The following is a 24,880-nucleotide window of genomic DNA, read 5'->3' as shown; positions in this document are numbered from 1 at the left end:
GGTCAGACGTTAAGTGGAGGCAGGCATGTTTTTCATGGGTGGCATGACCATGGGCTATCTTCATCCGCCGGTTCCGGCGAAGCAGGAAGGTGCACGGTCTGCCTCTCTTTCCGACGAAAACATCCGCCGCCAGGCCGGATCTGCCGAAGAGCAGGCGGCCGATACCAGCGCTATCGAGCGCAGCTTGATTTGGGCCCGCCGCATTCTTTGCTGAATTGGCATTGCCGATCTTTCGGGTCCTCGAAATCCAGTGGTTTAATTTTTCTCAGCTGGCGCTCTGGACGGAAATTCATCTCTACCTAGTTGATAGAAAATATATGAATAATCGTCCCAGGGTTTGACCTGAGAGACATATAAGAAACGAACGGAGGCAACACATGGCGAATTTGGGTATTTCGAATACGCATGTGAATCAGTTCGATGGTTCCAAGCGCGCCGCACAGACGCGGCACAAGATACAGACGGCGATCCATGTCGCCCTCTTCTCCGCCGCATTCCTATTCGTTGCGGCCATCGTTTGCGGCATCGTCGTCTAAACGCGATGCTTTTCGGGGCGGTAGCCCATGCCGCCCGCGCAGCATGGTCCTGTTTGCCGCGCCTTTCGCGGCGTTAAGGGCCAGGCAGAGCTGGGATTGCCGGGCGCCGGATACGGGCCGACCTGGCGGATATTCTGTTTCATTTCACAGCAACTCTCCCTTTCTCCCGCTGGCAGAACTTCGCCGGGCAAAGAAAATTTGCCTGGCCGATAGAATATGCCGCACAGAAACGGTAAACTTCCCGAAAATAAAGAGCATTCGAGAGAGCGGTCGGCGCGATCATGGCCCGGCGGCACGGAGGGGATCAAAAGGCTCTTGCGCATTGCGCATTTTCCCTGATCGTGAGCAGCACCGTTTTCGTATGGCAGTTGGGACCGAAGGGGCCGGAGTTCTGCGCGTCGGCGGGCGGCGGCCAATCGATCAGCCTGTGAACCGTTTCGAAAGCGATGCGTCCCGACAGGAATTTGCGAATCTTTTTATGGGGTTCAGTTTAAGTTCATCTTCTGCGGGATATTGAGGGTTCAATATTCCGAACCATGCTGAATTTCCGAAACGGGATGAATCAGCCCAGGGAGAATGCCTCATGACCTTGATAGATTGTCGTTGACCTGTGCGGATCGCTGCCGGAACCATTTGGCCGCGTATCCAATTTCACGGGCACCTCTTGGATGATGACGAATAGTCGCCGCAATCTTTAAGAACGCTCCGTGAAAATCTTCGCCTTTATATGTTTGTTCTAAGCCGTCACTTCGAATTCACCCCCTTCGCCCGCCGGGAAGCGAAGCAAAAGGGTCCAAATGCGTGAATTCTTGCGTCGGGCAGGGCAAAAACGATAAAGGCGACAATGCCACTCACTCTGTTTGGACCCAGAACCCGAATCCATGACATCTCAAAATCTCTCCACCGTTACGCCACGTGATTCTGAAGCCAAGCAGATCGATCACAACGATGCGATCCGCGCCACCTATTTCTCCAACGAGCAAATAAAGGAATGCGGCGCGGCCTTTGCCCGCAACGGCGCGAAAACCAAGCTGCCAGGCTTTGCGCCCTTCGATTTCTTCGCGCGGCACAAGGAAAACGAGAAAGAGATCCTGCGCGTCTATCGCTCGGCCAATGCCGATGTCGATGCCGGTGAATCGATCACGCCGGCCGCCGAATGGCTGCTCGACAACCACTACATCATCGAAGAGGCCATTCAGGAAGTCCGCCGCGATTTTCCGAAGAAATTCTACGATCAACTGCAGACGATCACCATCGACGGCATGGTGATGCCGCGCACCATGGCGCTTGCCTGGCTCTATGTCGCTCACACCCACAGCACGGTTTCCAATCAGGGCCTGCTGGCATTGGTGGAAGGCTTCCAGTCGGTGGAGATGCTGAAGATCGGCGAGCTCTGGGCTGTTCCCTCGCTGGTGCGTTACATCCTTGTCGAAAACCTGCGCCGCATTTCGAGCCGCGTCGAGCAGAGCCGCATGACGCGCAAGAAGGCGAATGCCGCCGTCGATGAGCTGATCCGCCTCAATGACGACGCCAAGGTCGCCGAATTCCTGAAGACGCTCGAGCCCTATACCTCGGACAATACCTTCGCCACGCAGTTCCTCTACCGCCTGCGCGACGGCTCGCATACGTCGGGCCTCGCCGTCACCTGGCTTGAGAAGCGGCTGACTGACGCCGGCACCGACGCCGAAAGCGTCATGATGGCCGAGCACAATCGGCTGTCGTCGGGTAATGTGACGATGGGCAACATCATCAAGAGCCTGCGCCTGATCGACGATACCGACTGGTCCGTCTGGGTCGAAGAGGTCAGTGCCGTCGACAAGCTGCTCTGGGACGAGACCGATTATGCCAAGCTCGATCCGGGCTCGCGCAACAGCTATCGCCGCCGTATCGAAAAACTCGCCCGCCGCTCCGACAAGACCGAAATGGAGATCGCCCAGGTCGCCATGGCGATGACCGAGGCGGCCAAGGTATCGGGCGAAGTCCAGCCGCATGAGCCGAATATCGGCGATTTCATCATGGGCCAGCAGACGCAGAAGCTGGAGAAGGCGATCGGCTACCGTGTGCCGATTTCGGTAAGCTTCGTGCGCCAGTGGCGCAAGCTCAACTGGCTGTCGATCGCGGCGCCAGTACTGTTCCTGAGTGTCGCGGCGCTCGCCATCGTCGGCTATTTCATGCTGCATGCCGGCATGGGCTGGGCCGAGACCATCCTGCTGCTCCTGATGTTCTCGCTGCCGGCATCGGAAGGCGCCACCGGCCTCTTCAACTTCTTCGTCACCATGTATCTGACGCCGGCGCGCCTCGTCGGCTACGAATTCAAGGAAGGCATTCCCGAAGAAGCCCGCACGCTGGTCGTCGTACCGACACTGATCGGCAATCGCGACAGCGTCGACGAACTCGTGCGCAATCTCGAGGTCCATTATCTCGCCAATCCACGCGGCGAAGTCTATTACGCGCTGCTCAGCGACTGGCCCGACAGCCAAGAGGAAGAGAGCGAGCGCGATCTGGAAATCTTGGATTACGCCCGCCGCGAAGTCGCCAATTTGGCTGCACGCTATGACGAAGATGGCGTCCAGCGCTTCTATCTGTTGCATCGCCGCCGCCTCTATAATCCGTCCGAAGGCGCGTGGATGGGCTGGGAGCGCAAGCGCGGCAAGCTGCACGAGCTGAACATGCTGCTGCGCGGCGACCGCGATACCACTTTCCTGCCCGGCGCCAATATCGTGCCGAAGGACGTCCAGTATGTGATGACGCTCGATTCCGACACGCGTCTGGTGCGCGATACGGTTACGAAGCTTGTCGGCAAGCTGCATCACCCGATCAACCGCCCGGTCTTCGATCCCGAGAGCAAGCGCGTCGTGCGCGGCTACGGCGTGCTGCAGCCGCGTGTCACCCCGTCGCTGACGACGGGCAAGGACGCGTCGGTGTTCCAGCGCGTCTTCTCGGTCAACCGCGGTCTCGACCCTTACGTCTTCGCCGTCTCCGACGTCTATCAGGATCTGGTCGAGGAAGGCACGTTCACCGGCAAGGGCCTCTATCACGTCGATGCCTTCGAAGCGTCGCTAAAGGGCAAGATCGAAGAGAACGCGGTTCTCAGCCATGACCTGCTCGAAGGCTCGATGGCGCGCTGCGCTCTGGTCACCGACTGCGAACTCGTCGAGGATTTCCCGATCCGCTACGAAGTTGAGGTCTCGCGCCAGCATCGCTGGGCGCGCGGCGACTGGCAGCTGCTTCCTTATCTCTTCAATCCGAAGCGTGGCGTCACCGGCCTCGGCCGCTGGAAGATGATGGACAATCTGCGTCGCTCGCTGACGCCGATCGCCTGGTTCTTCGCTTCCGTCCTCGGATGGTACTTCATGGAGCCGTTGGCGGCGCTCATCTGGCAGATCCTGTTGATCTTCTGCCTGTTCGTCGCGCCGACGCTGTCGCTCATCAACGGCATCATTCCGCGCACAAGCGATATCGTAGCCCGGGCCCATCTCTACACGGTCTGGTCGGATATCCGTGCCGCCAACGCGCAAGTCGCGCTGCGCATCGTCTTTATCGCCGACACCGCCTGCGTCATGGCTGATGCCATCGGCCGTTCGCTCTACCGTGCCTTCGTCAGCCGCAAGCTGATGCTGCAATGGCGAACCGCCGCAAGCGCCCAGGCTGCCGCGCAAACGACTATCCTTGGCCACTACCGCGTCATGTGGCATGCGCCAGTGCTGGCGCTGCTGGCCTTGGCTTTTGCTTCGCTCTCCGGCGACAACGCCTTCTTCGTCGGTATTCCCTTTGCGCTGCTTTGGGTCCTGTCGCCGGCGATCGCCTGGTATGTCAGTCAGTCGGCCGAGACCGAAGACAGGCTCGAAGTGCCGGAAAGCGTCTCCTTCGAACTGCGCAAGATCGCGCGGCGCACCTGGCGCTATTTCGAAACCTTCGTCGTCGAACAGCAGAACCATCTGCCGCCGGATAACGTGCAGCAGACCCCGAATGCGGTCGTGGCCTCGCGCACGTCGCCGACCAATATCGGCGTCTACCTGCTGTCGGTCATTTCCGCGCGTCACTTCGGCTGGACCTCCTTCGAGGAAACCATCGATCGCATGGAAAAGACCATGGCGACCGTGGCGAAGCTCGAAAAGTTCCGCGGGCACCTGTGCAACTGGTATCACACCGATACGCTGAAGCCGATGGGCGCTCGCTACATCTCGGCCGTCGATAGCGGCAATTTTGCCGGCCACCTGATTGCGGTTTCCTCTGCCTGCCGCATCTGGGCGGAAGCACCATCGGCGCATATGCAGGGCAATCTGGACGGTATCGGCGATGTCGCCGGCATTCTTGCCGAAACCCTTGCCGAGCTCCCAGACGACCGCAAGACGGTTCGCCCGCTGCGCCGCCGCCTGGAAGAGCGCATCGTCGGCTTCCAGAACGCGCTCGCCGCCGTCAAGCGCGAACATGAGTTCGCTTCCATCCGCGTCATCAACCTTTCGGTTCTGGCGCAGGATATCCAGAAACTTGCGGCAAACCTCGACCATGAGGTGAAGTCGACGCAGAGCGGCGAGGTGCTTACTTGGTCGCAGTCGCTGGTGAGGGTCTGTGAAGGCCATATCGCCGACAGCATCTTCGATCTCGCCAATGTGGATTCGCTGCGCCAGCGTCTGGCGAAGTTGCGCGACCAGATGCGCGATCTCGCCTTCGGCATGGAATACGGCTTCCTCTATCGTCCGGAGCGGCGCCTGCTTTCCATCGGTTTCCGCGTCGAAACCAACGAGCTCGATGCGGCCTGCTACGACCTTCTGGCCTCCGAAGCCCGCCTGACCAGCCTTTTCGCCATCGCCAAGGGCGATCTGCCGACCGAGCACTGGTATCGTCTCGGCCGCCAGGTCGTTCCCGTCGGCTCGCGCGGCGCGCTGGTTTCGTGGTCGGGCTCGATGTTCGAATATCTGATGCCGCCGCTCGTCATGCAGGAGCGTCAGGGCGGTATCCTTAACCAGACGAACAATCTGGTCGTGCAGGAGCAGATGAACTACGCCAAGCGCCTTGGCTCAGATATTCCCTGGGGCATTTCGGAAGCGGCCTTCAATGCTCGCGACCACTACATGCACTACCAGTACACCAATTTCGGCGTGCCTTCGCTCGGCCTCAAGCGCGGTCTCGGCCAGAATGCCGTCATCGCACCTTACGCCTCGATCCTCGCCAGCCAGTATCGTCCGGCTGCGGCGCTCGAAAACCTGCAGAAACTGCGCAAAGTGGGCGCGCTCGGCATCTACGGCTTCCACGATGCCGTCGATTTTACGCCGACCCGCGTTCCGGAAGGCAAGAAGTGCGCGGTGGTCTACAACTACTATGCACACCATCACGGCATGTCGATTGCCGCGATCGCCAACGTCGCCTTCAACGGCCGCCTGCGCGAGCTCTTCCATGCCGATCCGGTGATCGAAGCTGCCGAACTGCTGCTGCAGGAAAAGGCGCCACGCGATATTCCGGTCATGGCCGCCAAGCACGAGAGCGACCAGCCGGCCAATATCCAGGAAGACATGCTGCGTCCGGAAATCCGCAAGATCGCCGATCCGGCCACGCAGGATCGCGAACTCGCCTTCCTCTCCAACGGCCATTATTCGGTCATGCTGACGGCGACCGGCGCCGGTTATTCGCGCTGGAACGGCCTGACGGTCTCGCGCTGGCGCGCCGATCCCACGGAAGACCGCTGGGGCACGTTCATCTTCCTGCGCGATACCGCCTCCGGCCAGTGGTGGTCGGCGACCGCGGAGCCGCGCAGCATCGAGGGCGAGAAGACCAAAGTCTCGTTCAGCGACGAAAAGGCTGAATACAGCAAGACGGTCGGCGATCTCACCAGCGACGTCGAATGCATCGTCGCGACCGAGCACGATGCCGAAGGCCGGCGCGTGACGCTGCTCAACATGGGCACGGAGGACCGCTTCATCGAAGTGACCTCCTATCTCGAGCCGGCGCTTGCGAGCGATGACGTCGATTCCGGTCACCCGGTCTTCACGCGCATGTTCGTGCGCACCGAGATCGGCAATGGCGGCGATGTGCTCCGCGCCGAGCGCAACAAGCGCGACTATAACGAGCCTGACATGTCGGTCGCCCATCTGGTCGTCGACAATGCCGGATCCGAACGCCCGACCGAATTCGAAACCGATCGCCGCAAATTCCTCGGCCGCGGCCGCACGCTTGCGGAAGCTGCAGCTTTCGATCCGGGTGCGTCGCTCTCCGGCACGGACGGCTTCACCATGGACGCCTGCCTGTCGCTGCGTCGCGTCGTGCGCGTGCCCGCGGGCAAGAAGGTCAGCATCATCTTCTGGACGATTGCCGCCCCGAACCGCGAGGAGGTCGACAAGGCCGTCGAGCGTTACCGCAATCCCGACACCTTCGGCATCGAGCTGACGCAGGCGTGGACGCGCACACAGATGCAGATGCGCCATGTCGGTGTCACCTCGCAGCAGGCGGCCGCCTTCCAGAAGCTCGCCCGCTATCTCGTCTATCCGGATATGCACCTGCGTGCCGATGGCGCCACCGTGCAGGCCGGCCTGCATTCGCAGTCCGCACTCTGGCCGGTGACGATCTCGGGTGATTTCCCGATCTTCACCCTGCGCATCAACGACGATATCGATCTCGAAATCGCCCGGGAAGCGCTGATGGCGGCGGAATATCTGCGTTCACGCGGCATCACTGCCGATCTGGTAATCGTCAACGAACGCGCTGTCGAGCAGGCCCAGGACATGCAGCGCGAGCTGGATAAGCTCGTCGAGCACGTACGCCACAACCAGGGTGACGGTCTCCGGCAGAACATCTTCTCGGTCCGCAAGGACCAGATCGAAAACGAGACCTACCAGGAGATCCTTGCCGCATCGAGGGTGATCTTCCATGCCCGCAACGGCAAGCTCGTCGATCAGATCGCCCGTGCGGCGACGCTGTTTGCCTCCGCACAGTCCGATGGGCCGGCGCCGGTCAATCGGCTTACCGTGCCGGCAGCGCTGCAGGAGTCGGTTTTTGCGGCCGACGCTCTGGAGGCGCAGGACGATCTCGATTTCTGGAACGGTTATGGCGGTTTCTCCAAGGATGGCCGCGAATATGTGGTTCGTCTGCCCGGTGGGCAGTCGACGCCGCATCCATGGATCAATGTCATCTCGAACGAGCGCTTCGGCTTCCATGTGCCCGCCGAAGGCGGCGGCTTCACCTGGAGCCACAATTCGCGCGACTATCAGCTGACGCCCTGGACAAACGACATGGTCATCAACCGTCCGGGCGAGGCGCTCTACGTCGCCGATCTCGACAGCAACAAGGTCATGACACCCTATGCCGGCCTGTCGCGCAATGCGAAGGTCCGTTTTGAGGCGCGTCACGGTCTCGGCTATTCCGTCTTCTCGAGCGAAGAGGATGGCGTGGCGCTGGAGCTGACGCAGACGGTCGATCGCGAGCGCCCGGTCAAGCTCTTCCGCCTGCGACTCAGCAACAATGGCGCCGGCAGCCGGCGGCTGCGGATCTACAATTATGCGGAATGGGTACTTGGCACCAACCAGAACAAGACCAGGCCCTTCATCCTGTCGACGCTGGATGAGGAGACGGGTGCGCTGTTTGCCAACAACCCCTACAGCATCGATTACTTCAAGCGGACTGCCTTCATGGCGGCGAGCGAGACGCATTCGAGCTTCTCGGCAAGCCGCCGTGAGTTCATCGGCCGTCACGGCACCATCCAGATGCCGGAAGCCGTCGTTACGGCTGCCGCGCTCTCGAACTCGACCGATCTCGATGGCGATCCCTGCGGCGCTCTGGCCTTCGATGTGACCGTCGCGGCCGGCGAGCAGAAGGAAATCTGCTTCTATATGGGCGATACGGCGACCGTCGAAGAGGCCCGCGCGCTGGTTTCGGAAATTCGCAAGGCCGATTTCGAGGCCGTGCTTGCGGCGGGCCGGGAGTTCTGGGATGGCTTCACCGGCCATGTGAAGATCTCGACGCCGGACAAGGCGATGAACAACATGATCAACGCTTGGCTGCCTTATCAGAGCCTCGGCTGCCGCATCATGTCGCGTACCGCCTTCTACCAGTCGTCGGGTGCCTTCGGCTTCCGCGACCAGCTGCAGGATACGCTGGCGTTCCTGGTGCACAAGCCGGAGCTTGCCCGCAACCAGATCCTCAATGCTGCCCAGCGTCAGTTCCGCGAGGGCGACGTGCAGCATTGGTGGCTGCCGGGCAGCGGTGCCGGCGTGCGCACGCATATTTCGGACGATGTCGTGTGGCTCGCCTATGCCATCGACCAGTACTGCACCGTGACGGGCGACAAATCGATCCTCGACGAGGAGCTTGCCTTCGTCGAAGGTGCGGCGCTGATGCCCGGAACGCATGACGTCTTCTATCAGCCGACCGTGTCGCAGGACAAAGTTAGCGTCTACGAACATGCGGCGCTCGCCCTCGATCTCGCGATCAAGCGCAAGGGAGGCAGCGGGTTGCCGCTGATCCTCGGCGGTGACTGGAACGACGGCATGAACCGCGTCGGCATCCAGGGCCGCGGCGAAAGCGTGTGGCTCGGCTGGTTCCTGGCCGGCATGCTCACCGCCTTCCTGCCCTATGCCGAAGCACGCGGCGACAACGAGCGCGTCAAGCGCTGGTCCGATCATCTGCCGGAACTGCGTAAGGCGCTCGAATCGGCCGGCTGGGACGGCGGTCATTATCGCCGCGGCTATTTCGACGATGGCAGCCCGCTCGGCTCCAGCGAGAATTTCGAATGCCAGATCGATTCGATCGCGCAGTCGTGGAACATTCTCTCCGGCGAAGGCGACAAGGCGCGCGGCGAGAAGGCGATGAATGCCGTTCTCGACAAGCTGGTGGACGATGAAAACCGTATCATCCGGCTGTTCACGCCGCCCTTCGCCAAATCGGCGCGCGATCCGGGCTACATCAAGTCCTACCCGCCTGGTGTGCGCGAGAATGGCGGCCAGTATACCCATGCGGCGACCTGGGTCGTCATGGCGCTGGCGGAGATGAATCGCGGCGACGATGCCTGGCATTGCTTCGACATGCTGAACCCGATCAACCATGCACGCGATCGTGATGAGGCCGATACCTATCGTGTAGAGCCCTATGTGGTTGCTGCTGATATTTACGGCGAAGGACAATTGACGGGCCGTGGCGGCTGGACCTGGTACACGGGCTCTGCTGGCTGGCTGTATCGTGTCGCTGTCGAAGGCATTCTCGGCATCCGCGTGAAAAACGGCCGACTTTTCGTCAAGCCGGCCCTGCCTTCGAACTGGGACGGCTTTGCGGCGGATCTCGAGTTACCGGGCGGAAATTACCGCATTTCCGTCTCAAAAGCGCCCGATGCGGCGGGATACTCGGTCACCATCAATGACAGGGCGATCGCCCATCCCGAAGAGGGCTATCCGATCGGACAGTAGCGTTTCTGCACTGTTTCGCTTCGACGATCGGGGCCAAAGGGGGAACTCTTTGGCCCCGATTGCATTTGAGTGTCGGAACAGGAGAGTTTTATGAATTCGAGGGCGGATATGAGCTCGGTGCCGGCACAACGGTTGAGTTCGCCGAAGCCGGTCTCCCAGAGGGATACCCGACTGGATGTTCTCAGAGCCCTGGCTCTGATCATGATCTTCATCAACCATGTGCCAGGGCAGATCTTCGAGGATTTGACCTCCAAGAATTTCGGCTTTTCAGACGGGGCGGAAGCCTTCGTACTGATCTCCGGCATCTCGGTCGGCCTTGCCTATGGAACGAAGTTCTCATCCGGCAATCGGCTGAAAATGGCATGGAAGGCGATCAAGCGGGCATTCACGCTCTATACCGCCCATATGATCACGACCTTCGTGACGCTGGTGCTGTTCATCTCGGGGGCATGGATTTTTCACCAGAAGGGCCTGCTGTGCGAAGTGAACATCCTCGCCCTGCTGATGGACCCGGCACGCGGCATACCGGCGCTGCTGACGCTCGGGCACCAGATCGGCTACAACAATATCCTGCCGATGTATGGCGCGCTGTTCCTGATGCTGCCGCTGATCATGCTGCTAGAGGCGAAAAACCCGCTGCTCCTGCTGCTGATTTCCGTCTGCGTATGGCTGGTGTCGGGCATCTACTATATCGCGCCGCACACGACGCTGCTCGATGGATTCTGGTTCCTCAATCCACTGTCGTGGCAGCTGCTCTTCGTCATCGGCTTTATGGCTACCATGCATGTCAAACGCGGCGGGCGCATCCCCGTGCATCCGGTGTTGATCGCGCTTGCGTCCGCCTATGTACTCCTGTCCTTCATTTGGGTGACCGACAAGCTCTGGATCCTCGGCGATTATCTCGCCACGTTCGGCCTGCCCACCGTCGTTACCGGCTTCGACAAGACGTTCCTGTCGCTGCCGCGCCTGCTGCACGTGCTGGCGCTCGCCTATCTGATCGTCAGCATACCCTCCATTTCGCAGTTGCTGCGCCGTTCCGCTAGCCATCCGCTGACGATCCTCGGTCGGCATTCCCTCAGCATCTTCGTGGCGGGCACGATCCTGGCCATGGCCGGTCAGGTGATCCTCTATGTGACCAACAAGAGCCCGACTGTCGGCGCGATCTATGTCGTCATCGGCATCGCCGCACAATTCTTCTATGCCTATCATCTGGAGCACAAGCGGCTGCAACTCGCCAATCCGCATGCGGCGAAGGTGCCTGCAAGGGCGATCACTATGCCCGCACATCTCGCGAAGCGCCGCTGATCTCCTAGAGCTGCGCACTGGTGCGCAGCTCAATCCCATGTTTTTCTTCAATATTTTTGATTGTGACACTTTCGCGAAGGAAGTGTGACGTGATTTTTCTGCAACGCGGCATGATTGCACTGCATCGCAGCAAAAATTCGAGTGTCCAAAATCTTATTGTGCAAAATTTAATTGTTATATGGTCGATGTGGCGGGCTCGGGAAGCGCCGTCATCGCGTCGCCGGTGTCGTTCAAGGGGATGGCCGCGCTTTCGTGGGGATTGTCAAAATCGGGAATGAGTAGGGACGTCGAATTCTCGGCGCGGCAGCTCATGTCCAATCGATACTGAATTGGAGTAATCTAATAAATATCAGAAGTCTTCTTCTCGGCTCGGCCGCCGCCCTGGCAGCCGCATCGGGAGCGCAGGCGGCTGACGCCATCGTGGCTGCCGAGCCGGAACCGCTTCAGTACGTTCGTATTTGTGATGCTTACGGCCCTGGTTACTTCTTCATCCCGGGCACTGAAACCTGCCTCAAGATCGGCGGCCGTGTCCGTACCGAAGGCGAGTGGTACGATGCCTACAACCCGAACAGCAAGAACGGTACACTCTGGCACACCCGTGCAGAGCTGAGCGTCGACACCGCGACTGACACCGAATACGGCCCGCTGAAGACCAACACGGTCGTCCGTTGGGACTGGAACGACGGCAACTCCACCTCCACCAAGCTGCTGTTCGCCAACATCAGCCTCGGCGGCTTCCTCGTCGGTAAGGCCGATTCGCAGTACAACAACTACATGGGTTATGCCGGCAACGTCATCAACGACGACGTGATCTATGACGGCCCGAAGGAACTCAACCAGCTCACCTATAAGTATGATGCTGGCAACGGCTTCACGGCGGTCATCTCGCTTGAGGATTCCAATTCTTCCAGCGATACCTCGTCCTACGGCGGCGCTTGGCAAACCGGCACGGGCAACCATTATGCTCCTGACGTCGTTGCCGGGGCCGGCTACAAGACGGGCCCATGGACCCTTCGTGTTATCGGCGGCTATGACTCGATCGTCGAAGAAGGCGCTATCAAGGCTCGTGTCGATGCCGACTTCGGCGCATTCTCGGCCTTCTTGATGGGCGGCTGGAACACCGATGGCGACAAGCTCAACAAGTATGCCGGTTCCTACCTGAACAGTAACCGGTCCGCCTGCCCGACCAACGGCGCGGATTGCGGCTGGGGCGACTGGGCATTCTGGACAGGCGCCAGCTATCGGCTGAACCCGAAGCTGCAGGCCAACGCCCAGGTTGCCTACACCGACTCGCAGATCTTCGCCGCCACCGCCAACGTTGCCTGGCGTCCGGTCAAGGATCTGCTCGTTGAGCCGGAAGTTTCCTACACGAACTGGGATGCCGCCGACGCCGATCAATGGGCCGGCGTGCTCCGCTTCGAGCGCAAGTTCTGATCTGATACCGGCCGGGCGCCGATATTAACTCCTGGTGCGCCCAGCCAATTGACCTCCGATCAGAAAACGGAAAGGCCCGGTTTTCCCGCCGGGCCTTTCTTAATTGTGGTTCAGCTTGTTTATTCTGAGTGCAGGTTTCTTGCAGATAAAGCCCTTCGCCCCAGGCCTCTGCCCATTCAACGGGGAGAGGCCTGGGGCGAAGGGCACGTGTGCTTGGGGTGAGGAGCCGTACATCGAACCCGGGCGTTGCCCGGCCTGACAAAAGCCGTCCGGCGCAAATCGTCGGCAATAAAAAAGCCGGAAGAGCGGTGCTCTCCCGGCTTCGATCTTGGGCCCCTTGCGAAGATCAGGCGGCTTCGGTTTCCGTTGTATGTGCCTTGCGGACTTCCTCGTCCGTCAGGATGCCGCTGGCGCGCAGTAGGGCGGCGAACCGGCCGTTGCTCTGGCTAAGCTCGTTGAAGCTGCCGTTCTCGATGATGCGGCCGTTGTCCAGGAAGAGGACCATGTCGGCCTCGCGGACCGTTGACAGGCGGTGCGCGATGATAAAGGTCGTGCGGTTCTGGCGCAGATTGTCGATCGCCGTCTTGACCCGGTTTTCGGTTTCGACGTCGAGCGCGCTTGTGGCTTCGTCGAGCACGAGGATCGGAGCGTCCTTCAGGATGGCGCGGGCAATCGCGATACGCTGGCGTTCGCCACCGGAAAGCTTGTTGCCACGTTCGCCGACGCGGGTCTCGTAACCGCTTTCCCGGTTTTCGATGAAGTCGTTGGCGGCGGCGGCCTGTGCTGCGCGGACCATTTCCTCCTCCGTCGCACCTTCGCGGCCGAGGCGGATGTTGTCGCTGATCGAGCGGTTCAGCAGGCCGGCATCCTGGAAGACGGTGGCGATGAAGCGGCGCAGCGACCTGCGCGTCACCTTGGTGATGTCGTGACCGTCGACAAGGATCTGGCCCTTCTGCGGATCGAATACACGCTGCAGCAGGTTGACGAGCGTCGTCTTGCCGGCGCCGGTCGGGCCGACGATGGCGACGGTCTGGCCAGCCTTCACCTTGAAGGAGATGTCGTGCAGGCCCTGCGACGAGTTGGCGAAGCCGAAGGAGACGTCGCGGAATTCGACTTCGCCCTTGACGTCCTTGATCTCGGCAAGGCCGGCCGGCTCTTCGCGGTCGCGGACCGAATCTTCCAGCGTGTAGAAGTCTTCGAGCTTGGCGCGGGCTTCGAAAATCTGGTTGGCGAAGTTACGCAGCTGCTCGAGGCGGCCGATCAGCACGTTCGCAAAGGCGATGAAGGTGATCAGGGCACCGAGGCTCAGGCTGCCACCCTGGACGAGGACGGTGCCGATCATCAAGATCGCCATCATCGCGACGGTCGACGCCGTGCGGTTCAGGGCACCGGCAAGGGCCCACCAGTCGAGGACGGGATACTGCGCAGCCAGCAGCCGCTCGGTGAACGACTTCAGCGCCTTGGTTTCCGCCTCGATGCGATTGTAGCTATGCAGCACCGAAACGTTGCTGATCGAGTCGCTGACATGCGAAAAGACGGTATTGTAGTGACTTTCGACCGAGCTCTGGCCATCTTTCGTGCGGTTCATCACCAGGCGGCCGATGATCCAGTAGAAGACGCCGAGCAGGATCAGCACAGCCGAAAGGCGCAGGTCCATGGCTATGGCGGTCGGGATCATGACGATGAGCGCGACGGCGGTCGTCAGGTGGTTGCGCATGAATTCGAGCCACAGGCCGAACAGCGCCTCGCAGGCGCGCAGCAGCGTGTTCAGCGCACTCGCCGTGCCGCGCTGGCTATGCCAGGAGAGCGGCATCGAGATGATGCGGCCGAACGCTTCGGTCAACAGGGATGCGCGGCGGCCATGCGCGAGACGATCTGCCTCGCGGGACACCACGATAAAGGCGACCGCGCTGAAGACGGCAAAGCCGGCCCACAGCATCATGGTCGGAGCGACTGCGTCTTTCTTGGCAATGGCGTCGAAGATGCGGCCGAACAATACCGGTTCGTAGATGGTGGTCATCGCAAGTGCGATGTTTGCGATCACGACCATCCATACGCGGTATCGATACGCGCCAAGATACTTCAGGGCTCTTGCATAGACTTTGAACAGTGACACGGTCTGGCACCCTCTGTGCATCAGCAAAACTCGGAATGCTGAGACACTACAGATCGGTACCTGAACCGGCGATTAACGGAATTTGCAGCTGTTTTTTCAGGGAATTTTTCGCGCAATGCGCGCGATGGCGCGATGACGGCGCTATCGGTCGCCGCAAAAATATGACAATTTGAGGAGACTTGGACGCGACAGTATCGCGCATCTCCAAGCACCGCAGAGATCGCCATTCACGGTTGAACGGTAAAAAAATCGCTAAGGGCGTTCAATTTTGCGCCGGCATGAGTATGTTGCCGGCGATTGAGCGCGCCGTGGGGCCAGACGGGCATGGTGGCAATGTCCGTCCGTCGATAATTCAGGCTGCAAAGCCGAGGGGTAGATGTGAATATCCATTCGCTGTTACAATTGCTTGTAGTCCTCGAAGAGTGCAAGCTCGCCAACGAGGTCGCAACCGAACTCGAGCGGGTGCTCCGCTCCTACAAATTCGAATTCTACGGCTTGCTGAAGCAGACGCGGCCGAATGTCGATGTCGCGAACTTCATGCTCGCGGGGCGCTGGCCCGATCGCTGGCCGCTGATCTATGTTCGCAAGCGGTACATGCTCGTCGATCCGGTCGCGCGCTATCTCGGCCGGGCGCAGCGTCCTTTCCGCTGGCGCGATGCCGTCATTGCCCTGAAGGCGGATCCGCTGCGGCGGCGGATGGACCAGATGATGGCGGACGCCCGTGCCAACGGGCTTGTGGACGGCTATGTCTTCCCGATCCATGGGCGGAGTGGCTTGCTTGGGTGCATGACGATCGGTGGCGAGGCTGTCGATCTTTCTCCGACTGAGCTTTCCCTTTTCGATGCGGTCGCCAAAAAGGCCTTCTGGCGACTTCTGGAGCTGAACGGCGAAGCGCAATCGCTGGAAGATCCGGGAAGGACCGAGCTGAAGCTGACCAAGCGCGAGATGGAGGTGCTGAACCACCTGGCCGACGGCATGACGTCGATCGAGATCAGCCGGCTGCTGACGATCTCAAACCATACCGTCGATTGGTACATGAACAGTATCCAGGATAAACTCGATGCCAAGAACAGGCAGCATATCGTGGCTATTGCTTTCAGAAACGGACTTATTCCGTAATGGCAACTATTTTGCTGTCGGATGTCGCAGGAGAAATTGAACTTCCTGTAACAAGAAGTTAAGAATTCTCTTCGCGGGTGCAGCATTGCCCGTTTCGATGCCGTGAGGAGACAGCATTGCCCATTTCCAAGATCCTGGTTGCCAACCGTTCCGAAATCGCCATCCGCGTATTCCGCGCCGCCAACGAGCTTGGCATAAAAACGGTGGCCATCTGGGCCGAGGAAGACAAACTCGCGCTGCATCGCTTCAAGGCTGACGAGAGTTATCAGGTCGGCCGAGGTCCGCATCTTGCCCGCGATCTCGGGCCGATCGAGAGCTATCTGTCGATCGACGAGATCATCCGCGTGGCCAAGCTGTCCGGCGCCGATGCCATTCATCCAGGCTACGGCCTGTTGTCGGAGAGTCCCGAATTCGTCGATGCCTGCGATGCCGCCGGCATCATCTTCATCGGTCCGAGGGCCGACACGATGCGACAGCTCGGCAACAAGGTGGCGGCGCGCAACCTGGCGATTTCGGTCGGTGTGCCCGTCGTGCCGGCAACCGAGCCGCTGCCGGATGATATGGCCGAAGTCGCCAAAATGGCTGAAGAGATCGGCTATCCGGTCATGCTCAAGGCTTCATGGGGCGGCGGCGGTCGCGGCATGCGTGTCATTCGCTCCAAGGCCGATCTCGCCAAGGAAGTGACGGAAGCCAAGCGCGAGGCGAAGGCTGCCTTCGGGAAGGACGAGGTCTACCTCGAAAAGCTCGTCGAGCGCGCCCGCCACGTCGAAAGCCAGATCCTCGGCGACACGCACGGCAATGTCGTGCATCTGTTCGAGCGCGACTGTTCGGTGCAGCGCCGTAACCAAAAAGTCGTGGAGCGCGCGCCGGCGCCTTATCTGACGGACGCGCAGCGCCAGGAGCTGGCTGCCTATTCGCTGAAGATCGCCGAAGCGACACATTATATCGGCGCCGGCACCGTCGAATATCTGATGGATGCCGATACCGGCAAATTCTACTTCATCGAAGTCAATCCTCGCATCCAGGTCGAGCACACGGTGACCGAAGTCGTCACTGGCATCGATATCGTCAAGGCGCAGATCCACATTCTCGATGGCTTTGCCATCGGCACGCCGGAATCGGGCGTTCCGAAGCAGGAAGACATTCGCCTCAACGGCCATGCGCTGCAGTGCCGCGTGACGACGGAAGATCCGGAGCATAATTTCATCCCGGACTACGGCCGCATCACCGCCTATCGCTCGGCTTCCGGCTTCGGTATCCGTCTCGACGGCGGCACCTCCTATACCGGCGCGATCATCACCCGTTACTACGATCCGCTGCTGGTGAAGGTGACCGCCTGGGCGCCGAACCCGCAGGAGGCGATCGCCCGCATGGACCGCGCGCTGCGCGAATTCCGTATCCGCGGCGTGGCGACGAACCTCACCTTCCTTGAAGCAATCATCACGCATCCGAAATTCCGCGACAATAGCTATACGACGCGCTTCATCGACACGACGCCGGAGCTGTTCCAGCAGGTCAAGCGCCAGGATCGCGCCACCAAGCTTCTGACCTATCTCGCCGATGTCACCGTCAATGGCCATCCGGAAACGCGCGGCCGCCCGGCACCTTCGCCGAAGGTCGCCGAACCGGTATTGCCCTATATCGACGGCAAAGTGCCCGACGGCACCAAGCAGTTGCTGGACAAGCTCGGCCCACAGAAGTTCGCTGAATGGATGCGCGGCGAGAAGCGCGTGCTGATGACCGACACGACGATGCGTGACGGCCATCAATCGCTGCTTGCCACCCGCATGCGCACCTATGATATCGCCAGCGTCGCCGGCACCTATGCGCGCGCCCTGCCGCAGCTTCTGTCGCTGGAGTGCTGGGGCGGCGCCACCTTCGATGTTTCCATGCGCTTCCTGACGGAAGATCCGTGGGAACGCCTGTCGCTGATCCGCGAGAGTGCGCCGAACCTGTTGCTGCAGATGCTTTTGCGCGGCGCCAACGGCGTAGGCTATACAAACTATCCCGACAATGTCGTGAAGTATTTCGTCCGCCAGGCTGCCAAGGGCGGCATCGATCTCTTCCGCGTCTTCGACTGCCTGAACTGGGTCGAGAACATGCGCGTGTCGATGGATGCCGTTGCCGAGGAGAACAAGCTCTGCGAGGCGGCGATCTGCTATACGGGGGATATCCTCAATTCCGCCCGCCCGAAATACGACCTGAAATATTACACCGATCTCGCCATGGAGCTGGAAAAGGCCGGTGCCCATATCATCGCGCTGAAGGACATGGCGGGCCTGTTGAAGCCGGCTGCGGCCAAGGTGCTGTTTAAGGCGCTGCGCGAGGCGACCGGTCTGCCCATCCACTTCCACACGCATGATACCTCGGGCATTGCCGCCGCGACGGTGCTCGCCGCCGTCGACGCCGGCGTCGATGCCGTGGATGCGGCGATGGATGCGCTGTCGGGCAATACCTCGCAGCCCTGCCTCGGCTCGATCGTCGAAGCCCTTAAAGGATCCGAGCGCGATCCGGGCCTCGATCCCGAATGGATCCGCCGCATCTCCTTCTACTGGGAGGCGGTGCGCCATCAGTATGCCGCCTTCGAGAGCGATCTCAAGGGACCGGCTTCGGAAGTCTATCTGCACGAAATGCCGGGTGGACAGTTCACCAATCTCAAGGAGCAGGCGCGTTCGCTTGGGCTTGAGACCCGCTGGCACCAGGTGGCGCAGGCTTATGCCGACGCCAACCAGATGTTCGGCGATATCGTCAAGGTGACGCCGTCTTCCAAGGTCGTCGGCGACATGGCGCTGATGATGGTGTCCCAGGACCTGACGGTTGCCGATGTCGAGAATCCGGCCAAGGATATCGCCTTCCCGGATTCGGTCGTTTCCATGCTGAAGGGCGATCTCGGCCAGCCGCCGTCCGGATGGCCGGAAGCCCTGCAGAAGAAGGCGCTGAAGGGCGACAAGCCCTATACGGTCCGTCCCGGCTCGCTGCTTGCCGAAGCCGATCTCGATGCCGAACGCAAGACGATCGAGACCAAGCTGGAGCGGAAGGTCGACGATTTCGAATTCGCCTCCTATTTGATGTATCCGAAGGTCTTCACCGATTACGCGCTGGCGGCCGATACCTACGGACCTGTCTCGGTATTGCCGACGCCGGCCTATTTCTACGGCCTGAAGGAAGGCGACGAGCTCTTTGCCGAAATCGAGAAGGGCAAGACGCTCGTTATCGTCAACCAGGCGATGACGGCGACCGACGAGAAGGGCATGGTGACCGTGTTCTTCGAGCTCAATGGCCAGCCGCGCCGCATCAAGGTGCCGGATCGTGCCCATGGCGCTTCCGGCAGCGCTGTCCGCCGCAAGGTCGAGACCGGCAACGCCGCCCATGTCGGCGCGCCGATGCCGGGCGTCATCTCCACCGTCTTCGTTTCGCCCGGCCAGGCGATCAAGGCCGGAGATGTGCTGCTGTCCATCGAGGCCATGAAGATGGAGACGGCGCTGCACGCCGAAAAGGACGGCACGGTTTCCGAGGTGCTGGTGCGCGCCGGCGACCAAATCGACGCCAAGGATCTGCTCGTCGTCTATGGCGCATAAATCCAAGCTTCGTTAAGATACGATAGGCGGCCGGGTCGGGCCGTCGATCGCGAAGCGGTGACTTTCGTCGCGCGCATCGGAGGTCGGCTCTCCGTATGCGATCGCGACGAAGGCATCTCATAGTTCTCATGTCGGATCATTGTAGCCAGGTTCGTGAAGGCGGAGACATGACGGAAGCGATTTCCTTACGGGCGGCGACCGATGCCGATGTTGATAAAATCCGGGCGCTAACGCGCGAGGCCTATGGCAAGTGGGTGCCTCTTATCGGCCGCGAACCGTTGCCTATGATGGCAGATTATGCCGAGGCTGTGCGCAAACATCGCATCGATCTCGTGGACGCCGGTGGCGAGCTTGTGGCGTTGATCGAGATGGTGCCGGCCTCGGATCACCTGTTGATCGAGAACGTCGCCGTATCGCCGCGCCATCAGGGAAAGGGTATCGGCGGGAGACTGCTAGTTCATGCCGAGCAGGTTGCGGCCACGCTCGGCGTCGACGACATTCGGCTCTACACCAACAAGCGCTTTACCGAGAATGTGCAGCTCTATCTCAGACATGGTTATGCGATCGACCGCGAGGAGCCACTGAAAGACGGCTTTCTTGTCCATATGAGCAAGCGCATCGGCTAGGCAGGCCACTATCTCGGCTTCCCGATCCCGGCTGCCCAGATTGCCGCCAGGAGCGCAAGTACTGCGGAGATCAGCATCAGGGTGAAAAGCGTATGGATCGTTGCAGATTGGGCGAGAAATATCCCAGCGATCGATCCGATGAGCGCGCCGCCAGCAATCCGCATGGCGGCGGCGAGGCCTGCTGCCGTTCCCACAATATCCGATCTGACCGACATGGCGCCGCTATTGGCGGCCGGCATGGTCAGCCCGTTGCCGATGCCGATGAAAATGCAGGGGCCGAAGAGCGTCAGAACCTCAACCATGCCCGACAGTGACAAGCTGAGACCAACCGACAGGCCGATACAAGTGAGGAGCCGCGCGATGACGAGGATAGTACCGAGCGGAATTCTTGCCCCGTAGCGGCCGGCGAGATAGCTGCCCAGAATGAAGCCGGCGGGAACGAGGCCCATGTAGAAGCCGAGCTGGGCGCTCGAGCCGCCGAGCGCATCGCCTATCGTGAGCGGCGCTCCGCCGAGAAAAATGTAGAGCACGCCCATCGAGCAGGCCATGCAGAGTGTATAGGCCCAGAACCGAGCAGAACGTAGAAGAAGTCCATAGGAGGCGATATAATTTCTCTGCGTACCCGTCGAAGGTGCTTTCGATCCTTTCAGTTCGCGCAAGGACAGAAGGAAGGCGGCGATGCCGAAGATGGCAAGGACGACGAAGCTTGCCTGCCAGCCGAAAAACTCGTCCAGCGAACCGCCGAACAGCGGGCCGACCATCGGCGCCAATGCCCATCCCATGGCGAGGTAGCCGAACTTGCTGGCAGCCTGGCGCTCGTCCGATGTTTCCTTGATGATGACGAGTGCGACGGAATAGCACGGTCCGATGCACGCCTGCATCATGCGGCACAGGAGGAAGATGCCGATGTTCGGAGCGAGAACGCAGCCGATCGAAGCGACGATGAAGATCGTAAGCGCCATCAGGACGACCGGCCGGCGTCCGAACCGATCCGATATCGCGCCGCCGATCGCCTCAAGGAACGCGGTGACAATGGAAAAGCCGGCGACCGAGAGGTTTACGAGAGCGAAATCGGCGTGGAATGCCGCCGCTATCTTCGGCAGGGATGGCAGGATCATGTTAACCGGCAGCACGGCAAGCGCCGAGAGCAGGATGAGGGTTATCAGCCGCGGTGGTGCGGCGGCTCTTTCGGTCGCCGTGTCGTCGGTTGGCTGCTTGGATGAATGGTCGATGCGGCTTTCGGTGCGCGTCATGGCCTTGTCCGTCGTGTTGATGGGAAGTCGAGGGGATCTGACGAGGCGCGCCCTCTTTTCAGGGCAATAAAAAAGGCCCCGTCAGGAGCCTGCTTACCGCGCATGGGTGCTTTCGCCGGATGGTTACACCATCCTGCCCATGCGCCTTCCTACCACTACGAGAACGAGTGCCGTGTTCATGGCATTAGAGCTAACCGTAAAGTTGCGCAGCGTCAACTCAAGCCTTGCATCGATAAGGCCTTACAGGAGGATATATCGACCAACGACTAAGGCCGCGTATTGAGGTCGGGGCGAGCAGCGTATATCGCGCTGCGAAGCATCTCGGCGCCTTCTTCACCAAGCATGCGCTGCGACACGCCAGTATATTTAAGCTTCGTTTCCGCCGATTCTCGCCACGCGATGATAGCAGGGCTGGCACCTTCAGGAAGCTTCGCCATTTCTATCTGCGTCCATCGGATTTCTACCGGTGAGCCTACCATCCGATTTACAACCAAGCCTGCTTCCCCCACGATCACATGAACCCGACGGCGTATCAAACTGAACGCGATAAATACGGCCCACAAGGCGAAGACACAGCCAGTGATTAGTGCGGTTGAGGAGCCGTAAAGTCCGTCCCGGATATTCCATATGGCACCAGCAACCATGATGAAGAGACTGACCAGCATATTTTTGGTCTTGCGTGGAGTTCGGCGAAGTTCCTGCAACGAATCGGCCCCTGACGTAATAACAGAATTAGAATCCTACCGACCGCCGAATGGCCCGCCAAGGTAGTGAATATGGTGTTTCACGGGTTTTCAATTTTCCAACCGAAGGCCGATCGGCGTTTCAGATATCCGCCGCACTCGCCGCGCAACTGGTCTGGCGACTATCGCTTCCGTCACTTTTTGCAAAATCGCAACAAAGCTGGGAACGCCCCGTCAGGAGTCTGATTACCGTGTATGGTTGCTCGCTGCGCTCTGGCTCAGATGTCGTAGCTGAGCCCGGAATTCAGTGTCGAGATGAATTGCTTCGTCCGCTCCTGTGCAGGGTTGGAGAAGATATTGCGTGAGGAGCCGGTCTCGACAATGTTGCCCGCTTCCAGGAAGACCACATTGTTGGCGATCTTCGAGGCCAAGCGCAGGTCGTGCGTTGCCATGACCATGGTCGTGCCCTCATTGGCGAGCTTGCCCAGCACGTCGACGACTTCGGCCGCCAGTTCAGGATCCAGTGCCGAAGTGGGTTCGTCGCAAAGCAGCACGCGCGGTGAGGGGGCAAGCGCCCGAGCGATGGCGACGCGCTGTTGCTGGCCGCCCGAGAGCGTCGAGGGCCATGCGTCGATCTTGTGCGCCATGCCGACCTTGGTCAGAAGCTCGACGGCGCGGGCGCGGGCCTTGTCCTGAGGCCAGCGCAGCACGGTCGTCAGGCCCTCCATGACGTTCTGGATTGCGGTCTGATGCGGAAAGAGCTGGAAGTTCTGGAAGACCATGCCCGTCTGGCGGCGGATCTTCTGGATATCCTGCCAGGACGGCTTCTTGCCTGGCTGGAAGGTAGCCGTTTCCTCGCCGATGCGGATCGTTCCGGCGGTTGGGATTTCCAAAAGGTTGATGCAGCGAAGCAGCGTGCTCTTGCCGCCACCCGAAGGTCCAACAAGCGCCGTCACCGTTCCCTCGGGGATCGTCAGGCTGATATCCTTGAGGATGACATTGTCGCCGAAGCGCTTTTCGATATGCGAAAGCTCGATCATGCTTGTGCCTCCAGCGTGCCGCCCGAGCGGGCGAAGCGGCGTTCGAGGTAGCCCTGTAGCGTCGAAAGAAAGGTGCTGAGCACGAGATAGATGATGGCGGCCTCGATATAGAGGATCAGCGGCTCATAGGTCGTCGCCACGATGCGCTGCGCGGCCTGAAACAGCTCGGGCACGGTGATGGCTGCGGCGAGCGACGTATCCTTGACCAGCGAAATGAAGGTGTTTGATAGCGGCGGTACGGCGACGCGCGCTGCCTGCGGCAGGATGGTACGGCTCATGGCCTGGCGCCAGTTCATGCCGATCGAATAGGCGGCTTCCCACTGGCCCTTCGGCACGGAGGAAATGACGGCACGGATGATTTCGGATGTATAAGCGCCAACACTTAGCGTGAAGCCGATGATGGCGGCGGGAAAAGCGTCGAGCAGGATGCCGAGGCTCGGCAGGCCGTAGAAGATGACGAAGAGCTGCACCAGAAGCGGCGTGCCGCGGATCACCCAGACATAGAAGCGGGCGATGGCCACGAACGGCGCCGGGGCAAACAACCTGACGACCGCGGTGAGCAGACCGAGCAGAAGGCCGAGAACGAAGGTGATCAAGGTGAGCGGGATGGTGAAGACGAGCCCTGCCCAAAGCAGCGTGCCCAGTGACTCCCACATCAGTTGCAGCCAATGCTCCAAGGAGAAGCCTTTCGATAAGAGAATGCGTCCGGAGGTGACTCCGGACGCATCTTTTTCACAGTTTGGTGTCTCTGCCTATGCCTTCTTACTTCGAAACGTCCTGGCCGAAGTATTTCTTGGAGATCTTGTCATAGGTGCCGTCGGCCTTGATGTCGGCCAGCGCCTTGTTGATCGCAGCTAGCAGTTCCGGCTCGCCCTTGCGGATGATGACGGCAGAGAAATCGGCGTTGGACTGCTGCGCGACAATCTTCACCGGCGCATCGGGCTTGTGCTTCTTGAAATCGAGGAAGGAGAGGCTGTCATTGATGGTGGCGTCGGCGCGGCCGGTCAGCACGAGCTGGATCGACTGGTCGAAGCCGTCGGTGCCGACGAGTTCGGCGCCGGATTCGGTTGCGAGCTTGCCGAAGTTGCTGGTCAGCGACTGCGCCGCCTTCTTGCCCTTGAGATCGGCAAAATCCTTGATGCCGCTGTTGCTCTCCTTGACGATCAGTACCGCCTTGGAAGCGATATAGGGCTCGGAGAAGTCATACTTCTTCTTGCGGGCCTCGGTAACGCCGACTTCGTTGATGACGGCATCGTAGCGGTTGGCGTCGAGGCCGGCGATCAGGCCGTCCCACTTGCCTTCCAGGAACTGCGCCTTGACGCCGAGCTTTCCGGCGATCGCTTCAGCGATCTCCACGTCGAAACCGGTCAGCTTGCCGCTTTCATCATGAAAGGTGAAGGGCGCATAGGTCCCTTCCGTGCCGACCTTGAAGACACCGGCCGACTGGATCGCCTTGAGGTTTTCGCCGGCATGGGCGGGGAGCAGGAATGCCGCCTGCACGAGCGCGGCGGCGGCAACAGTCTTCAACCAGTTCATCGTTTTCTTCCGTTTCTGGAGCGTTCATTCAATGTTGCATACATCGCAGAAAAATTGCAGCGCGGAAGCGTAGAAAACTGCAAAAGAAACGGGCAATTGCGAATATTTTTCTCAAGAAATCGCGATCAGGCGGGCAAGAGAGCTGCCGTTTTCAATTGCCGCCCATAATTACTGATCGATGGTGCAGTGCGGCATAGTGACAATTCACAATGCCGCCCTATTTGTCCCAATGTTGCTCCATTTCTCTCAATGTTGCCCAAGT

General features: G+C 60.2%; 14 protein-coding genes. 8 read left to right on the top strand and 6 right to left on the bottom strand.

Annotated features, from left to right (window positions below; all coding sequences use genetic code 11):
• Window positions 1–25: 25 nt before the first annotated feature.
• From FHT84_RS08195 to FHT84_RS08175, 5 genes are all read left to right on the top strand, one after another.
• Window positions 26–214: a hypothetical protein gene (locus FHT84_RS08195; protein ID WP_112341615.1), complete on the top strand. Its 189-nt coding sequence runs from the start codon at window positions 26–28 to the stop codon at window positions 212–214.
• A gap of 163 nt (window positions 215–377) precedes the next feature.
• Window positions 378–536: a hypothetical protein gene (locus FHT84_RS08190; RefSeq protein WP_181592308.1), complete on the top strand. Its 159-nt coding sequence runs from the start codon at window positions 378–380 to the stop codon at window positions 534–536.
• 881 nt (window positions 537–1,417) lie between these two features.
• A complete protein-coding gene (locus FHT84_RS08185) occupies window positions 1,418–9,928 on the top strand; it encodes a glucoamylase family protein (RefSeq protein ID WP_183761594.1) in 8,511 nt (2,836 codons plus the stop codon).
• 108 nt (window positions 9,929–10,036) lie between these two features.
• Window positions 10,037–11,233 carry an OpgC domain-containing protein gene (gene opgC / locus FHT84_RS08180; protein WP_113249637.1) on the top strand — a complete coding sequence of 399 codons (1,197 nt, stop codon included), beginning with the start codon at window positions 10,037–10,039 and terminating at the stop codon, window positions 11,231–11,233.
• A 342-nt stretch (window positions 11,234–11,575) separates the two neighbouring features.
• On the top strand, window positions 11,576–12,667 hold the full coding sequence (locus tag FHT84_RS08175; protein ID WP_183761745.1) for a porin: 1,092 nt from the start codon (window positions 11,576–11,578) through the stop codon (window positions 12,665–12,667).
• 346 nt (window positions 12,668–13,013) lie between these two features.
• Here FHT84_RS08175 and FHT84_RS08170 read toward each other — a convergent pair whose 3' ends face one another.
• Window positions 13,014–14,783: a glucan ABC transporter ATP-binding protein/ permease gene (locus FHT84_RS08170; protein WP_112341612.1), complete on the bottom strand. Its 1,770-nt coding sequence runs from the start codon at window positions 14,781–14,783 to the stop codon at window positions 13,014–13,016.
• A 378-nt stretch (window positions 14,784–15,161) separates the two neighbouring features.
• Here FHT84_RS08170 and FHT84_RS08165 point away from each other — a divergent pair, with 378 nt between their 5' ends.
• The 3 genes from FHT84_RS08165 to FHT84_RS08155 all read left to right on the top strand — a co-directional run bounded on the left by FHT84_RS08165 (window position 15,162) and on the right by FHT84_RS08155 (window position 20,106).
• A complete protein-coding gene (locus tag FHT84_RS08165) occupies window positions 15,162–15,902 on the top strand; it encodes a LuxR family transcriptional regulator (RefSeq protein WP_113249597.1) in 741 nt (246 codons plus the stop codon).
• 116 nt (window positions 15,903–16,018) lie between these two features.
• Entirely contained in the window at window positions 16,019–19,480 is a 3,462-nt protein-coding gene (gene pyc, locus FHT84_RS08160) for a pyruvate carboxylase (protein WP_145645147.1), read from the top strand.
• 167 nt (window positions 19,481–19,647) lie between these two features.
• Complete coding sequence (locus tag FHT84_RS08155; protein WP_113249599.1) at window positions 19,648–20,106, top strand: GNAT family N-acetyltransferase; 459 nt, start codon at window positions 19,648–19,650, stop codon at window positions 20,104–20,106.
• A gap of 8 nt (window positions 20,107–20,114) precedes the next feature.
• On the opposite strand, the gene FHT84_RS08150 is transcribed toward FHT84_RS08155, so the two are convergent.
• The 5 genes from FHT84_RS08150 to FHT84_RS08130 form a co-directional block, all read right to left on the bottom strand.
• Window positions 20,115–21,359 (bottom strand): multidrug effflux MFS transporter, encoded by a 1,245-nt coding sequence (locus FHT84_RS08150; RefSeq protein ID WP_183761592.1) that lies wholly within the window; start codon window positions 21,357–21,359, stop codon window positions 20,115–20,117.
• A 266-nt stretch (window positions 21,360–21,625) separates the two neighbouring features.
• On the bottom strand, window positions 21,626–22,063 hold the full coding sequence (locus tag FHT84_RS08145) for a hypothetical protein (RefSeq protein WP_145645145.1): 438 nt from the start codon (window positions 22,061–22,063) through the stop codon (window positions 21,626–21,628).
• Between the two features lie 257 nt (window positions 22,064–22,320).
• The gene (locus tag FHT84_RS08140; RefSeq protein WP_112341605.1) at window positions 22,321–23,082 is read right to left on the bottom strand and encodes an amino acid ABC transporter ATP-binding protein; all 762 of its coding nucleotides are present in this window, start codon (window positions 23,080–23,082) and stop codon (window positions 22,321–22,323) included.
• Window positions 23,079–23,759, bottom strand: a complete 681-nt coding sequence (locus FHT84_RS08135) for an amino acid ABC transporter permease (protein WP_015341657.1) — start codon at window positions 23,757–23,759, stop codon at window positions 23,079–23,081. The genes FHT84_RS08140 and FHT84_RS08135 overlap by 4 nt, the downstream gene beginning before the upstream one ends.
• 85 nt (window positions 23,760–23,844) lie before the next feature.
• Window positions 23,845–24,618: an amino acid ABC transporter substrate-binding protein gene (locus FHT84_RS08130; protein WP_112341603.1), complete on the bottom strand. Its 774-nt coding sequence runs from the start codon at window positions 24,616–24,618 to the stop codon at window positions 23,845–23,847.
• Between the last annotated feature and the right edge of the window lie 262 nt (window positions 24,619–24,880).

Source organism: Rhizobium sp. BK289, from assembly GCF_014193575.1.
In the GTDB taxonomy this organism is placed as follows: Bacteria; Pseudomonadota; Alphaproteobacteria; order Rhizobiales; family Rhizobiaceae; genus Rhizobium; species Rhizobium tropici_C.
Note: the sequence above shows the minus strand (reverse complement) of the source record. Positions and strands in the feature narration are given on the sequence as shown.

What these genes read in the sequence shown, in the direction of transcription:
- FHT84_RS08195 (WP_112341615.1), top strand. Translation starts at nt 26, where the DNA reads ATGTTTTTCATGGGTGGCATGACCATGGGCTATCTTCATCCGCCGGTT.
- FHT84_RS08190 (WP_181592308.1), top strand. Translation starts at nt 378, where the DNA reads ATGGCGAATTTGGGTATTTCGAATACGCATGTGAATCAGTTCGATGGT.
- FHT84_RS08185 (WP_183761594.1), top strand. Translation starts at nt 1,418, where the DNA reads ATGACATCTCAAAATCTCTCCACCGTTACGCCACGTGATTCTGAAGCC.
- opgC (WP_113249637.1), top strand. Translation starts at nt 10,037, where the DNA reads ATGAGCTCGGTGCCGGCACAACGGTTGAGTTCGCCGAAGCCGGTCTCC.
- FHT84_RS08155 (WP_113249599.1), top strand. Translation starts at nt 19,648, where the DNA reads ATGACGGAAGCGATTTCCTTACGGGCGGCGACCGATGCCGATGTTGAT.
- FHT84_RS08150 (WP_183761592.1), bottom strand. Translation starts at nt 21,359, where the DNA reads ATGACGCGCACCGAAAGCCGCATCGACCATTCATCCAAGCAGCCAACC.
- FHT84_RS08140 (WP_112341605.1), bottom strand. Translation starts at nt 23,082, where the DNA reads ATGATCGAGCTTTCGCATATCGAAAAGCGCTTCGGCGACAATGTCATC.
- FHT84_RS08130 (WP_112341603.1), bottom strand. Translation starts at nt 24,618, where the DNA reads ATGAACTGGTTGAAGACTGTTGCCGCCGCCGCGCTCGTGCAGGCGGCA.